This window comes from Scytonema hankhaensis NUACC26 (genome assembly GCF_045865695.1).
In the GTDB taxonomy this organism is placed as follows: Bacteria; Cyanobacteriota; Cyanobacteriia; order Cyanobacteriales; family Nostocaceae; genus Scytonema.
In genome coordinates this window covers 101,322-114,771 of the sequence record NZ_BAACAP010000247.1, presented here as the reverse complement: position 1 = coordinate 114,771, position 13,450 = coordinate 101,322, and the positions used below count along the sequence as shown (strand labels likewise).

Genomic DNA, 13,450 nt, shown 5'->3' with positions numbered 1-13,450 from the left:
TGGGTAAAATCTTTTCCGATTCTAATTTTTTAGAAGGTTTTGGGATTGATATATTTCTCTTATACACGTTCGATTCCTTTCAAACTTTAATCTTGTGGGCTGCTACCACCCAAAGCGATAAGCGCTCTTTCAGCTTGCGCTGTCATGCGATAAGCACTATGTACGGCTTGCGCGCTCGAGCGATCGCGTAGATACTCCCAAATCTGTCGAATTTCAGTACGGAATTCTTGACGGTCGATTGCGGCTTGCTGACGATCTTGTGCAGTTTCTGCGGTTAGACGATCCATTCTTTCATTTGATGATTTAGTCATATTTTCTCCCAGTACCCATGTTCTATTTTCGAGCATAGTATCGCATTATCCATAAATGTCAAGCGTATCCGACTATTCTCTGAGAAAATTATTTTAATTCGCATAATTCTGTGGTAAGCTAGTCCACAAAAGTAAAAGACACCACCCACTTTTACCAATAGGTGATGCGCTTTTGCCAAATATTCCATTTAATTCTGGAGTCATAGTAACATGAATTCGCAACTTTCCGCAACCCTGAAACCAGCTCAAATTATAGATCCTGAAGGAGAGTTAGAAACAATCGTCCAAATGATGGAGATGGCAACCGCCATGATGTTAGATGCTGGACGACGATTGGATGGATTAAAAGAAGGTAGCGTGCGTAAGTTCAACAAAATGGTAGAAAATAGAGGCTTAAGTATCCGAGAAACCAACAAACTCATAGATGCTTGGAAGATATCGGAACAATTGGCTTACATTACTGCCGTTCGACTGGGAATACCTTTACTCCTCAGATTGGGTCAACCTTCCAATAAAGAAGCACTGGAAGCGATCGCCCAACACGAAGTGACTCAACTCCAAGCAACCGAGGTTATCAAGGAATTGCGTGTTGTAAATTCAAAACCCGCACCAGAACAAGTTGAATGGCAATCCCACAAAGACGGCACTCGTACACTTGTACTACGCCTCCCCGATTGTCAGCAAACAATTAACATCGAACAACAGTGGAAAGCCAACCCGCTTCCTACACCTATTTTTCTACAACAAATCCGTCCGCAGGTAGAGGACGTATGTCAAACTGTCGATAAAGAGTTGGATGAATATCTCGAACGACAATCTGAACTGACATCATTATTGGGACAAATAGAAGACGCTCGGTACTTTGTAGAAAAATACGCAAGTCCGAGCGATGCTACTGAGGTGATGATGCTCAATCGTGCGAAAGAGAAATTGGCGACACTTCAGATGCAATTGAATCGATATCAGATGGGAGATGCGCCCATTCCTTCACATTTAGCAGATAGTCTATCTTGTTGAACTTATTACCTGCAAAATAAAACCACCTATTGTAACTACCGTAATACCCAATCATTATTTGAGTGCCTGTATTTACCAAAACGATTACAGCTTGTTCTGGTAACTTATCATTTGGCGTAAACCATTCAATCTCGACTGTTTGTTTTCTATTCATTGTTTGTCTTTCGTCCTCAAAAAAGAACTTAGGCACAAGATTCATTTTTCTCATAGATTCTGCGCCTATTTGATTTGCAACTTGTTCTACCATATCGTCATCTGGTGAAATCCTTACCATAAAATTTTCATCAAAACCACAATAGTTCTGAAACAACATTTCAATGAGTTCATGGCGTTTCATTGTACGATATCTTTTTTCTATACCTCCTAGTTTCGTACATAATTGCTTAATTTGCTTAACAGTCATTCCGTTAATGGCAAATCTCAAACTAACTTCATGTGTGGAACATATGGGTTTCCAAGTTTTCGTCATGTTACATTATTCTCCTCAAACAACTCCCGTTTCAACTGCTCTTTTGGAACACCTTTAGTCCATATTTTTGTTTCCACAGTTTGTATATGAACACCACGTTCGCTGTAGTAAGCTGTATGTCGTGTTTCATAACTATCTGAAGTAACGTTATGTAAATAAGTATCATACATACTATGCGTTCTATCTCTTCGATTCTCACGAACACCAATTTCACGCGCAACATATATAATACCTGTTGGATGTTCGGCTAACGCATACGATACTCGCTTTTCATCACAATCTATGTATTTGGAATATTCGTGTATGAGATAACTATCTAGATTGAAATGATATGTATGTTCTCCTATTTGAGAACTGTGGGTTACCGTTGGTATTTCGGCATTATTCATTATCGATTTCCCATTCTTGTAAATTCAGTCTATCGGCTATTGGTGGTAATCCTTCGTGATAATATAAGAATTGTTCCGAACGATAATTATCCCAATAATCTTGACAAATCACATAATTATTTCTTGTTGAAATTTCCAAGATAGTGTTTTTGTTATGTACGTTTTGTTTCCGGTTTCATAATCATGTGAATTTAAAAATGCGCTCCTCATAAACTCGCGTTTAAATCTTTTTTCTAACACCCATCCTTCTAAATTACAAATATACGTTGTTTGTGAGTCAATTTTCACTGTTATGGGATTATGGTTGCTCATCTTCACTTTCCTCATATTGCATATCATCAAATATGTCACCTTCAGTCCACAAGTTATTCAGATCGCAAAAGAAACTTTGACTGACGTAACGATCGCGTATTGTTAGAAAACAGGTGTGGCGATCTTTGTCGTATTTCACATCACCATCAATACGAGACGATGACATGAGATTGCGAATAATGCGTTCAATATTTTCATCATTCATTTTCCGATACCTGTGAAGCTCTAAAGAGGGTTTAATTGTGCCAATCCTAGAATAGCAAGTTTGTGTTGCTCGCAGAGCCATGTATAGCGCTCTCGTACAGTTCTTGCTCCGAGTAGTGCGTGATGATTATTATTAATGATTTGCTTCTCAACATCTGTCCACCTAGTTTGTATTCCCATATGTCTAAAACCTGGTCGTATGTTTATATTTTACCCCATTTTATAACCATTTTCTATGAATTCTGTATCAATGAAGTATTTGGTCATGTGTTTACACCATTCCCATTTTGTACGTTCTGTAGTATCTCAACCTCCATTCTCTTTGGCTTTCTTCTGATAATTCTGAAACCAAAGATTTGCTTACTTTTTCTTCAAATATTCGACAAACATTTTTGAAAAATGTATTACAGGGATCCGGTAAAAAGCTACCGCTACATTCAAAATTAAGATCGTCTCTTGTCGGAAATATTATTTTTGCCAGATTTCGCCCTTCTCCGTAACGAGGTAAGAATATGTCAAAACAATACTCACTTTGCCATTGATTCTTTGCGGAAACTCTTAACCAGAAATAATATTCAATGAGAGAAGGTTTATTATTAAAACCGTAAAGAGTTCTGGACGGGTAGCTCCAACGATTATTGTACATGGTGTAAACATCATTGGTAAGACATATATAATTAAACTTATAAAGATCGCATTTTAGCAACTTACAATTTTCAGGATAAAGTCTACTGTATTCATTCAAGAAAAGTTCGACACTTTTCCACGCTGAAACAAACCCAATATCATTTTCTACAGCCAAACATTCTTGTTCTACAGGGTGTAAATCATCCCAGGTATCCCAATTGTAATAACTTCTACGAGGATGTCCGCACTCAAAATATATGTGCCAAAATTCAGGAAACATATCAACTCTTTGCATGAAAACTGAACCATCGCTGTAAACATAAATTTCATCTCTATCTGCAATATCATCAGTCCAAATACTATATTCGTAAGCCACACCTATAATTTGAGCATAGCAACCCGCACCGTTCAATCCCGTGTAATTTTCATAATAAGATTTGTAGATTTTAGCAGCTTTACATCTTGCCATTCTTATCTTCTCCTCTCATTGAGTATCACCAACTCAGACCACTCTTGCACTTTCCTATGTTTCCACATATTTACAGTCTGAGTTGTTGTAAACGATCTGAGGTCTGTTACTTTTTCTACAAACTCGTCCTGTATCAGTTGAAACAAATCTCTTTGACCGTCTATCCATCGTAGTTTGAAGTTCAACTCCGGTCTATGTGGAAACTCAATCCTTACTGTTATTTTTGCGCCAGCTATTGGGAATCTTGGGTAGAAAACATCGAAGTAGTATTCTTGCTGCCACTCGTTTTTAGCGTAACATCTCAACCAAAAATCGTATCTGTTGTTTAATTTCGGCAATTTCTCTTCGATGTAATGTACACAAAGGGAACTAGAACATGGAGAATATTTCTCATATTTTTCATTTACTTCGCAGAAATAGGAAAAATCGTATAGATTGCAGACCAGTTGATTGAGAACACTTTTAGAGCACCAGTTGAGAAAACAATGGGCGTTTTTAAAAGCGTGAGCTGTACCACAGTTGTTCAATTCTATAATGTCTACTTTTTCCTCATAACTCAAATTACCCCACGAATAATCTACCCAATAATATTCTTCATAAACCGCCCAAAATTCAGGATAGAAATCTATGGTTTGAACGAAAATAGAATCATCGTCATAAATAGATATTTCATGACAATAATCAAAATGTTTCCCATCTTTAACTCGAAATCTTGACAAAACTAATCTACTCTTATATCCATAAATTAAATCGAATGGTTCGTAGTTTTTCCAGAACTCACTATAAACTTTTGCAGCTTTACACTTCACCATATCAAACAACCTTTCTGATTAATTATCTAATTTACAAAGTTTTATCTGTTGTTACTACAATTATTGTGTTTACTCTTTCCACCATTTTGACTACTGAAAGTTCGTACTGTTCGCGTACTTTCCGATGAACGGGAAGTTTTGTTTTACTGATTTTGTTCATTTTTGATTGTCTACCAATATAATACTGTCCCTTTTTTGCAAATTATGTTACACTGTCATTTGATTCAACAACAGTATTTCTACGTAAATTCTTTACTTTCACATCAACCTCGTCCAAATATGTTCATTGCTTGGATAGCCAAAGTCTTATAGAATATATTTAATTTGCCAGAATATTAATTACGAGTGTGGTTGAATCATTTTGTCAAACCCGCATAAAATACATATAACATTCTTTATATCCGCACCGAATGACCTGCACAATCACTAACAACAACCACATACGTAACCTATACATTGAGTGCCAACAAACCATATGTACGCAATATGGCGTTCCCGAACTATTCACCACCACCATAAACTCAATCAACTACTTGATATTACCAGTCGATTCAACTGAATATAGTCGGGTAGAAACAGAAAAAACTGATATCGTCGATACATTCAACAACCCATTTATCTCACCTAAACTAGTACGTGTTGGATTCAGAGCAAAGGTTGCAAACAATCTCTGGTCGATCCATCAAACACTCAAATTTCTCGCCATCAGTAGCATTGCAAGCGGGTACAACCGATTTATTCCTGTTACTGTGCTCGATTACTGTCACCCCGAAATAACAGACACCACCCATACCGTTCGCAAAGGAATGCTCAAAGTGAGTTCCGCTAGTGGTACGAGTGGTGTCAGTCAAAATGGCGCGCCATTATACACAAATGAGTACGATATTGAATTCGTCGAATTGAACCGTCGTACTATTATGTAGATTCAACATCTTGTAAATACTCTTTCAATATTGACTGACATTCGCATCAATCCATCTTTACTTTTTGTTGCTTTTGGTATTCTCATAAATAATATCCAGTAGATTCTTTATTGACTTCTCATTACGATCTTTTGTTTACGTCAGTTTGTTGAATAATAATCATTCTACGCTGACTCCACTTTTCACCATAAGCTTGATTGCGCCAGTGTCCCCTCCGAGTGTGAGATGTAGGAGAAGCATGAGTGCCACCCAAGTCTTTTCTCGGTTTGTGTGCTTTAACGTACAGATTACCAATCCACTTCGGATTTAACCAAGTGTTCTCTTTTCTTGAAGATTTTGGAACTGAAGTTTTCCCAAAACCACCACCACCATTTTCTTCTCGATCCGACCATTCGGGATAATGTTGAGCGACTAGCAGCGATTGAATCAGTAAAGAACTAATAGTATTGGTTAATTGTGCTTCACTATCGCTTGCACTAAGTCCATCTGGAGTAACAACGTGCGTTTTAAAGTCTGGAGCGATCGCTCCAGAGTAAAACGAGCTATCTTTTGCTTGCGACACCCACAGAATACAATCTTTTTCTATCGGTTCCGGTTTTGCATACTGACTACCATAGAAGATAACGGGTAACTCTTCTCCAGCTTGCGCCTTATAAAACAAAATCCACGATATGGAATTACCATTTGAATCTACAGGAGCTTTATCTAATGGAAGAAACAACAAACCATAAGGAATGAAAGATGGAAGCTCGCTCAATCCTTCTGGTATATCGCAATGTAGAAAAATATCGGCAAGATCTCTATCCAACCAATACGAACTGGCACGTTTCGATATGTAAACATTCATCAATTGAACGCTTAACATCAATAGTACATTTTCATGTAAAGCCATCATCCCTTTAGTACAACACTGTAAACAGAAAACAAACTCCACCATAACGTCAAGCCAATCCTGATATCCTCTAACGGATCTGTACTTGCGTTTAGTTATTTGTCGATACATATCTGACTGTTTGACGCGATCGCGTGCCTTGTCATACAAGCTATCCAAAACCTCTTTTGATATTTCTATCCCTTCCATAATTAATCCAAGCAAACAATTTCTTAATTTTATCCAATAAGCTATAAGTAATATTTATTACTTTCAGCAAAACGCCGTACTTTGTTTATCTGTTCTTGTATTGTATGTTGCTTAACATTATCTTCACTAATTACAACACCACCTTTTCGTATCATTTCAATTAAAGTGTTGCTATTTTCAACAGTTGGACATCTCTTTTTTTCTACCACTTCTTCACCATTTAACACAATACACACCTCCTCTATCGTCCATCCATTTTGCAGCAAACATATAGCTGCTTCATTTCTTTTCATATACCACTTTCAATTATTTCAATCGTATTACCATCTATAATAATTGTTTTACACGTTTTCTCGTAATACTCAACGAGCATTATTTTTAAATGATGCGTTTGTTTCTCTAATTGTTGTACCTTCTCTTCAATAAGAACGCTATCATCGTTATATCTGTACGTTATTTTTTGTGCGAGATACTCTGACTCCCATATGATTTCTACAGGAAGACCACGTTCATTAAAGTTCGTTATTCGTTCTTTATCGTTCTTCATATGTGGTCTTTGTCCAATAGTTCGTTAATAGGAAACGTACAGTTTGCTGGAGGTAGTTCACCTATTAGCAAACTAAAACCATCGACACCACTCACGGGAGATGCGATCTTCTGTGAGATTCTTAATGATACCACGCTTCAACCAACAGTCGTCACGGAGGGCGACACCCCTCATACCTATACGTTTGGGGTAGATAATCAAATACCCATAATAATAACTAATGTAGATACGGTATTCGTTCGAGCTATCGATGTTACAAATCCACAAAACGGCGAATTTGTATTTGATGGAACAAAAATAATCCTGTTTAGTGAAAAACCTATAACACAAGTTTCATACGTTGCGTCAAACACGTCATTTAGAACGCTAGCGGCAACGGGTATTTCGGGGTTGTCGGGTTTGCCGATAGTTGGCAGTATTTCCATCAACGATAATTTTCAAGACCATCCATCTGGTAGTATGACGCTTATTTGCGACCAACGAGATTTAGGTAGTTTGCGATATAGGTTTTCCACAGGTACATTTGTTTCTATTTGCGGGTTTGCATTTATTGTCAACGGCTTTACAGAAGATATTAGTAGTAGCGATACAACAGCAATTGTTAACGTCAGTTTGCGTGGTAAATGGGAAATGTACGCAAACAAACCCATAGCTCTCAACAATCCAAATAGCAGCACGTCTGGTGACTTTCAAGACCCATCATGTCAGATAGGATATGTTGACCCCACCAAGCAAAAATACGTTTCTATAAACGCTCTAGCAGGTCGTGTAGGAGCAACAGTGACGGGTATTACTTTCCAAATAGAAGTTCCTAACGATAGCGATAACGCTACGACAACGATCGCCAACGAACTTGGTAATTACCTAGACATAGAGCAGAGTTTTGTCGATTACAGCAGTCCACAAGCAATAATCTGTAGAAAAATAAACGCAGTCCAATCCTGGAACTACTCGCATAACGATTTACTAGAAGGTAAGTTTTCTACATCTATTAACCGATTACCAGAAGAACCCATAACTAAAGGTGCCAGTGTAGCGGTGCGATCGCCAAATTACAGCGCTCTCGTACCCACAACGATCGCACCATACGTCCCTTATATTCAAGCAGAAGATGTCAACAATATACCCAAACCGACAATTTATAATTTCACGACACCAGACATATTTAATAATGCGGGCAACGTCGTCAATGAGCCAACCCAACAATCTACAGAACAAAAATTCCAACTGAGGAAGGTAGAAAAAAGGAAATACACTACAGGGGATAGCGAACCCACAATACCACCACCTCACGTTGTTAAACTAACATCGTTAGACCAGAATACAGACAGGAGTGGCGCTTCCAAGACTTCTATATATAGAGAAGAGGAAGATGGAATGCCGATTCTCGAAATAACCAGAAGATATGCATTTGCTTATACAGCGTTCGACATTACTAAGTTTAAGTTTATAGGTGAGGATAAAATACCTTATTTAGAAGGCGATCCTTCTCAATTTTGGCAACTCGTTGAGGAAACTTATAAAAATTACATCTACGATGAAAAAACTGGGTATCTTCTCGGATACGACATTCGAGGTAAAAAATATATGAGAGCTAAATTAGAGGGTGATGACCTTTATACTCAGTCTTATCAAATAGCACTTCAAGAAGGTGAAGAAGTTAGTAATTATCAAACCGCTCTATACAACACCTATAAATTTGAGTGGGTTCCGGTTTATGGTGCAAAACGCTACGCTTTAGTGAGACACAAAGACTACTACAAACAATTCGATAAGGAAGAACAATACATTAAGAAATGTAACAAGGACGGTACGTCGTACTGGGAGCAAAACCCGAACTATATCGAACCAATGTTCGCGATCGCCGAAACGGAAGAGTACACGTGTTTCATTTCGATTCCCAATCCGGATAACTTATTAAGAGAAGGTAAAGATCCATTTCAACCGGATGTAATGAGTGGAACTGAAACTTTTAACCGCCAGAAGTTAACAATTCTGCCGTCAAAGAACACGAAGATAGCAAATTACGAACTCGGCGAACCTCCAGAAGAAGACAAATACCTTACATTTGTTTCTAACTTCACAGCTCAAGACCCGCAATTCGCAGCAGTGGTAGAAGAAACCTCAGAATCTGAGTCAACGGGAGTTCCACCCGTTCACACTCGCAAACCACCCAAATACGAGTTAGTAGATGTCAACAACGATAAAAATAAACAAAAAAAGAACGATAAGTACCGTTACGTTATCTGGACTCAACCATACAATGGTGGTTATCCGCGAACTGGTAGTTATAATTTTGAGAAGGCAAAGAACATACAGGACGTTATAAACGCTGTAACCAATCAATTACAAATAGATGATATGCGTAGTACTTTAAGTAGTAGTTGTAGTGTACCATTAAACTTATCGTTGAGGAGTGGAGATAAAGTAACAGTTAATCTAAAAGGTTCCTACTACTATAGACGTGTTATGGGATGTACGCACAGCCTTATTATTGAAGGAATCAACGAATATGGTGTTCCTTTAATCACAAGTAGCGGTACTTCGCTACAATTAGGAATGGATAGAAATATATCAGTTCAGAATAAAAAAGAAGAAGTTCCATCACCACGTTCGTCAGATAGTGACAAACCTACAGGACTTTTTATTGACGATACTAACTTTACATTAGGATCGTTATTATCATCTGATTTACCAAGACGAGGACGTGTAAACGCACAATGAACCAAAACACAGCAATCGAACAACTGAAGAATGAATTGAAACGATTGGTGAGTAATAATGTAAACGTGAAAACTAGCGGTAACAATTATCTGATAACAATACAGGATACCGAAATATCAGTACCCCGCATCAATAATCAGGTTGTTAGAAAAAATAGGTTGAGGTCAAAGTGATTCAATATCAAAACAAAATTCCCACGATCTGATTTTATTCAATAATTGGGATTTGTAATCATTAGGATTTGGTAATTCTTTCAACACTTCGACAGCTTCATTAAACCAATGTGTTTGATTGCTGTATTTTTCGGGCGCTCCTAAAGTTGCCGGATGATGTAGAACTAAGACGTAACATCCATCATCATGGCAAATGTGCGCCATTCCACCATATTCGTTTATAAAGGTGACTACGGGATGAATTATTACTCCATTATCCTTATACCTAAAAGAGGTCGGTTTTGTTTTTATCCACATAATTATTTATCACCCAATCCGAAACTCATATGACCGCTTTCATGCCCAATTAATGTGGTGACTTCTATGTCTTTCCGAGACGTATTGTTATAGTGGTGCTCATCAAACTCCTTCTGAACTTCCAGTAGTAGTTGAAGTGCGCGTACATTGTGTGTGGTGGCGAGTTCGCCTACTGATTGCTGTACTGCTTTAATTGCTTGCTCTATTGTTTGTTTTGGGTTATTCATTGTTATTTACCTCATTAACTACCAAAATCAACGCAATCTTCCCAATAAAAACTCAATTTTTCTATCATTCGTCTTCCAATGAAATCCCTGTTGTAAATGTCATTGCTAGAAGATTTAACTCGAATAAAGTCTTGAATAATCATTTTTCCTTCTTCTGAAAGGTCGCAATGTGTGGAAACTTCAACAGCCGTTCCTCTACGAGTCATGTTACTACACAAATAATATACAGTTTCATCAACTTCGTAACCACGATCGTATGTTCTATCTATAGGTTCAGCTAAAATTGCAGCTTGATATATCTCAGCTTCATCTTTGTCATCGAACAGTTTACCATCTGTAGTACGATAAGCGGTTATTGTTTGTATCATGTTATTCAAAAATATCGAAATATCCGTTCAGCGAGTATTCATCTAACACATAGTTCGCTACAGCAGTCCAATGTGTTTGTATGTTTTCGGGTAACTGTTCCCATGTGGGGGGCATTGGATTACCTTGAAAGTTCGTCCATTGTGCGGAATCGCCGTACACCTCGTATAACTGAATCGCTAGTTCTGTTTCATTATTCATGTTCTTACAGTATTGGTTGTAGTTATAGTATAACAACTTTAAATGCGGCGTTTCTAAAAATATAGATCGCCGCATTGTTTATACCTATTTAGCAAAACCAACCTTTTCGACCTTCATCTTGGTTCTCTACTTCTTTAGCTGTTTCCTTGATTTTCTCAAGTATCTCTTCCGTATTCTGAACATTCTCTGTTTTTTCTATCTTGTCTTTTACTTCCGATAAATCTTGTTCTGGACGATCGTTACGTTCGTCACCTTTACCAAACAACCCACTAGACATATTACTTGTTATCCTTTATTTGCTGTTCTAAGTCTTGAACGAGTATTGTAATTTCATTACTACCGCATTTACGAGAAATCTCATCAGCAGTAATATTTATCTGATGCATTATTCCTTCTACATCTTCTACGTTGTCCATCTGACGTACTTGTTCGATAATGTGTTGTATATCAGATTTGGGTCTGTTTATTTTAAATGATATTGATTTCATACTTGTTATCCTCTAACACATATGCTAGCATCATCCTTCATTGTAGCGTGGTAGAAAAAATGTTGTCTAGTAACTTGGAGATAGTTCCATCTCTACAAACTCTGGTTTACCAGCGATCGACATAATTCGCGCAATGACGTACTGATAATTTTCACACAACATCTGTATTTGTTCGAGATTGACGGTGTGATATATGCCTATTATAGGTTGGCGACGCTTCATTTGCTCGTATAATTTACCACACTCAAATCCGTATAAAAAATTGCGGTCGCACTCGTTCATTAGTGACTCCAGTTAACTATTAACCTGTGATGTGCGTATTCGTATATTGTTTCTATTACTTTTTTGTAAAGTAACAACAATTTAGCAGCAGGATATTTGCTGTATAATCCGCTAACAACAATCAACCATTCAAGCTGTCGTTCGTTCGACCACTCTTGAACTGCTGACATAACGTGTCCGTTGTATAAAACAAGTGCTAGTTCTTCTGGTAGTTCGAGTTGTGATGCTTCCATTTGGCATACAAGTTTGTAGCGTTCAATTAATTCTTGTTTATTATTCGACATAACTAATACGTAATTCCGGATATTGTGATTCAACAATCAACCAATCAACTGCGGATTCGTATATTGGTTCGCCATCTTTATCTTCATCTGACCAATCTAATATACCAGAATCAATACACTCTTGAATCAAGCCACCCATAGGAGCGCCACAATCCATCTTTTCTCTACATTTATTGTGTATCTTGTGGCAATCTATACACATTTTGTATGTTTCCCATTTGTCAAACCATAAGCCGCTAATATACCAATATTTGGTACCTTTATTTATTTGACGATCGCATTCAGAACATTTGTGTTGCTTTCGGGAAACACGCTCCACCTCGTTCCAAACTTTTGGATGCTCGTAATCACACATTTTTCTACCTCTTTTTCAGTCTAAACGTTATTGCCGCCACTATTTCATCCATTGTTAGGTTGTAGTCGTACATGAGGTTAGCAATATCATCACCACCTTTGTACGCGCTTTTAATTGCCCAACATGGAACTAACGTTCGTTTTATACAGTACTGTTGACGAACTATATGTTTATGCTTACATATTAAACTGCTATTTTCTTTCCCAGACATCTTGAAAGCTCCATTTAGTTTTATACCAGTTCATATTACTCTTTTTTCTATCCCTATTACAAAATATATAGTCGATATAATAACTAGCTAGTTTGATTGGGTTGTTGGCTTTCATTGTGTTTGCAGATAAGTTTGTATATTTGTTCCAATGTTCCAATTGATAGTTTGTCTAAATTCGCATTATCTATTTCATATACTAATTTGCGTTTGTGTTCGCGTAGCTGTTGTTCTCTCTGTATTTCATCGGCTCTTTCTTGAGTGATTGGACTTACCCACCATCGAAACATTGGACGACCGCCAACTTCGTAACCACTTGATTTACTAAACCTTATTTCAGAATTACCGGAACTTGCAACAATTTGAGTTTTGGTTACTTTGACAACTGGTAGAATCAACTCATTGCGATAATTTCCTTTACTTATCAGCAACAAATCTCCAACATTCACATCATTTAAGTTACTCATTCTTTTTCTCCTGTTTGTCTATTTTATCTATCAAATCGTATATCGCTTCATCTATTGAATCAGCATCCCAACCATTAATTACACGTTTGTCGCTGAACAGTATGTTCGCATAGCATCCATGATACATATGACTCGTTATGCTAAGTAAAGCATAGTCATCTTCCCAAATACAAAGCATGAGTTCGTTTATTAATTCTGCTGCCGTCATAAGTTATAT

The 13,450-nt window shown here is 37.4% G+C and carries 26 protein-coding genes; 3 read left to right on the top strand and 23 right to left on the bottom strand.

Annotation, left to right across the window (positions count from 1 at the left end):
• Positions 1-86 precede the first annotated feature (86 nt).
• A complete protein-coding gene (locus ACKTT2_RS45085) occupies positions 87-311 on the bottom strand; it encodes a hypothetical protein (RefSeq protein ID WP_407898983.1) in 225 nt (74 codons plus the stop codon).
• A gap of 210 nt (positions 312-521) precedes the next feature.
• On the opposite strand from ACKTT2_RS45085, the gene ACKTT2_RS45080 reads away from it, so the two are divergent.
• Complete coding sequence (locus tag ACKTT2_RS45080) at positions 522-1,328, top strand: hypothetical protein (protein WP_407898981.1); 807 nt, start codon at positions 522-524, stop codon at positions 1,326-1,328.
• Here ACKTT2_RS45080 and ACKTT2_RS45075 read toward each other — a convergent pair.
• The 7 genes from ACKTT2_RS45075 to ACKTT2_RS45045 all read right to left on the bottom strand — a co-directional run bounded on the left by ACKTT2_RS45075 (position 1,222) and on the right by ACKTT2_RS45045 (position 4,770).
• Positions 1,222-1,797, bottom strand: coding sequence for a hypothetical protein (locus tag ACKTT2_RS45075; protein ID WP_407898979.1), 576 nt, complete (start codon positions 1,795-1,797; stop codon positions 1,222-1,224). The two genes, ACKTT2_RS45080 and ACKTT2_RS45075, sit on opposite strands and share 107 nt — an antisense overlap.
• Entirely contained in the window at positions 1,794-2,186 is a 393-nt protein-coding gene (locus ACKTT2_RS45070) for a hypothetical protein (RefSeq protein ID WP_407898977.1), read from the bottom strand. The genes ACKTT2_RS45075 and ACKTT2_RS45070 overlap by 4 nt, the downstream gene beginning before the upstream one ends.
• Before the next feature lie 298 nt (positions 2,187-2,484).
• Positions 2,485-2,703 (bottom strand): hypothetical protein, encoded by a 219-nt coding sequence (locus tag ACKTT2_RS45065; RefSeq protein WP_407898975.1) that lies wholly within the window; start codon positions 2,701-2,703, stop codon positions 2,485-2,487.
• A 20-nt stretch (positions 2,704-2,723) separates the two neighbouring features.
• On the bottom strand, positions 2,724-2,882 hold the full coding sequence (locus ACKTT2_RS45060) for a hypothetical protein (protein ID WP_407898973.1): 159 nt from the start codon (positions 2,880-2,882) through the stop codon (positions 2,724-2,726).
• Between the two features lie 91 nt (positions 2,883-2,973).
• Positions 2,974-3,798, bottom strand: a complete 825-nt coding sequence (locus ACKTT2_RS45055; protein ID WP_407898971.1) for a hypothetical protein — start codon at positions 3,796-3,798, stop codon at positions 2,974-2,976.
• Positions 3,799-3,800: 2 nt separating this feature from the next.
• Positions 3,801-4,610 (bottom strand): hypothetical protein, encoded by an 810-nt coding sequence (locus ACKTT2_RS45050; RefSeq protein ID WP_407898969.1) that lies wholly within the window; start codon positions 4,608-4,610, stop codon positions 3,801-3,803.
• A gap of 31 nt (positions 4,611-4,641) precedes the next feature.
• On the bottom strand, positions 4,642-4,770 hold the full coding sequence (locus ACKTT2_RS45045; protein WP_407898966.1) for a hypothetical protein: 129 nt from the start codon (positions 4,768-4,770) through the stop codon (positions 4,642-4,644).
• Between the two features lie 250 nt (positions 4,771-5,020).
• On the opposite strand from ACKTT2_RS45045, the gene ACKTT2_RS45040 reads away from it, so the two are divergent.
• Positions 5,021-5,533, top strand: coding sequence for a hypothetical protein (locus ACKTT2_RS45040; protein ID WP_407898964.1), 513 nt, complete (start codon positions 5,021-5,023; stop codon positions 5,531-5,533).
• A 121-nt stretch (positions 5,534-5,654) separates the two neighbouring features.
• On the opposite strand, the gene ACKTT2_RS45035 is transcribed toward ACKTT2_RS45040, so the two are convergent.
• The 3 genes from ACKTT2_RS45035 to ACKTT2_RS45025 are packed head-to-tail and all read right to left on the bottom strand — an operon-like array spanning position 5,655 to position 7,161.
• On the bottom strand, positions 5,655-6,614 hold the full coding sequence (locus ACKTT2_RS45035; RefSeq protein ID WP_407898962.1) for an AcrVA2 family anti-CRISPR protein: 960 nt from the start codon (positions 6,612-6,614) through the stop codon (positions 5,655-5,657).
• 41 nt (positions 6,615-6,655) lie between these two features.
• Positions 6,656-6,907 carry a hypothetical protein gene (locus ACKTT2_RS45030; protein ID WP_407898960.1) on the bottom strand — a complete coding sequence of 84 codons (252 nt, stop codon included), beginning with the start codon at positions 6,905-6,907 and terminating at the stop codon, positions 6,656-6,658.
• Positions 6,904-7,161 (bottom strand): hypothetical protein, encoded by a 258-nt coding sequence (locus ACKTT2_RS45025; RefSeq protein WP_407898958.1) that lies wholly within the window; start codon positions 7,159-7,161, stop codon positions 6,904-6,906. Before ACKTT2_RS45025 ends, ACKTT2_RS45030 begins: the two co-directional genes overlap by 4 nt.
• Between ACKTT2_RS45025 and ACKTT2_RS45020 the strand changes: the two genes are divergently transcribed.
• Positions 7,162-9,885, top strand: a complete 2,724-nt coding sequence (locus ACKTT2_RS45020) for a hypothetical protein (protein WP_407898956.1) — start codon at positions 7,162-7,164, stop codon at positions 9,883-9,885.
• A 164-nt stretch (positions 9,886-10,049) separates the two neighbouring features.
• Here ACKTT2_RS45020 and ACKTT2_RS45015 read toward each other — a convergent pair whose 3' ends face one another.
• From ACKTT2_RS45015 to ACKTT2_RS44960, 12 genes are all read right to left on the bottom strand, one after another.
• Positions 10,050-10,262 carry a hypothetical protein gene (locus ACKTT2_RS45015; RefSeq protein WP_407898954.1) on the bottom strand — a complete coding sequence of 71 codons (213 nt, stop codon included), beginning with the start codon at positions 10,260-10,262 and terminating at the stop codon, positions 10,050-10,052.
• A 95-nt stretch (positions 10,263-10,357) separates the two neighbouring features.
• Positions 10,358-10,582, bottom strand: a complete 225-nt coding sequence (locus tag ACKTT2_RS45010) for a hypothetical protein (protein ID WP_407898952.1) — start codon at positions 10,580-10,582, stop codon at positions 10,358-10,360.
• A gap of 14 nt (positions 10,583-10,596) precedes the next feature.
• A complete protein-coding gene (locus ACKTT2_RS45005) occupies positions 10,597-10,950 on the bottom strand; it encodes a hypothetical protein (protein WP_407898950.1) in 354 nt (117 codons plus the stop codon).
• Between the two features lies 1 nt (position 10,951).
• Complete coding sequence (locus ACKTT2_RS45000; RefSeq protein WP_407898948.1) at positions 10,952-11,149, bottom strand: hypothetical protein; 198 nt, start codon at positions 11,147-11,149, stop codon at positions 10,952-10,954.
• Positions 11,150-11,237: 88 nt separating this feature from the next.
• Entirely contained in the window at positions 11,238-11,426 is a 189-nt protein-coding gene (locus ACKTT2_RS44995; RefSeq protein WP_407898946.1) for a hypothetical protein, read from the bottom strand.
• 1 nt (position 11,427) lies between these two features.
• A complete protein-coding gene (locus ACKTT2_RS44990) occupies positions 11,428-11,565 on the bottom strand; it encodes a hypothetical protein (protein WP_407898944.1) in 138 nt (45 codons plus the stop codon).
• Positions 11,566-11,703: 138 nt separating this feature from the next.
• Entirely contained in the window at positions 11,704-11,919 is a 216-nt protein-coding gene (locus ACKTT2_RS44985) for a hypothetical protein (protein ID WP_407898942.1), read from the bottom strand.
• The gene (locus tag ACKTT2_RS44980; protein WP_407898939.1) at positions 11,919-12,203 is read right to left on the bottom strand and encodes a hypothetical protein; all 285 of its coding nucleotides are present in this window, start codon (positions 12,201-12,203) and stop codon (positions 11,919-11,921) included. The genes ACKTT2_RS44985 and ACKTT2_RS44980 overlap by 1 nt, the downstream gene beginning before the upstream one ends.
• Positions 12,193-12,558: a hypothetical protein gene (locus tag ACKTT2_RS44975; protein WP_407898936.1), complete on the bottom strand. Its 366-nt coding sequence runs from the start codon at positions 12,556-12,558 to the stop codon at positions 12,193-12,195. The genes ACKTT2_RS44980 and ACKTT2_RS44975 overlap by 11 nt, the downstream gene beginning before the upstream one ends.
• A 4-nt stretch (positions 12,559-12,562) precedes the next feature.
• On the bottom strand, positions 12,563-12,769 hold the full coding sequence (locus ACKTT2_RS44970) for a DUF433 domain-containing protein (protein ID WP_407898934.1): 207 nt from the start codon (positions 12,767-12,769) through the stop codon (positions 12,563-12,565).
• Positions 12,770-12,852: 83 nt separating this feature from the next.
• Entirely contained in the window at positions 12,853-13,233 is a 381-nt protein-coding gene (locus ACKTT2_RS44965) for a beta barrel domain-containing protein (protein ID WP_407898932.1), read from the bottom strand.
• A complete protein-coding gene (locus ACKTT2_RS44960) occupies positions 13,226-13,441 on the bottom strand; it encodes a hypothetical protein (RefSeq protein WP_407898930.1) in 216 nt (71 codons plus the stop codon). The genes ACKTT2_RS44965 and ACKTT2_RS44960 overlap by 8 nt, the downstream gene beginning before the upstream one ends.
• Positions 13,442-13,450: the final 9 nt, after the last annotated feature.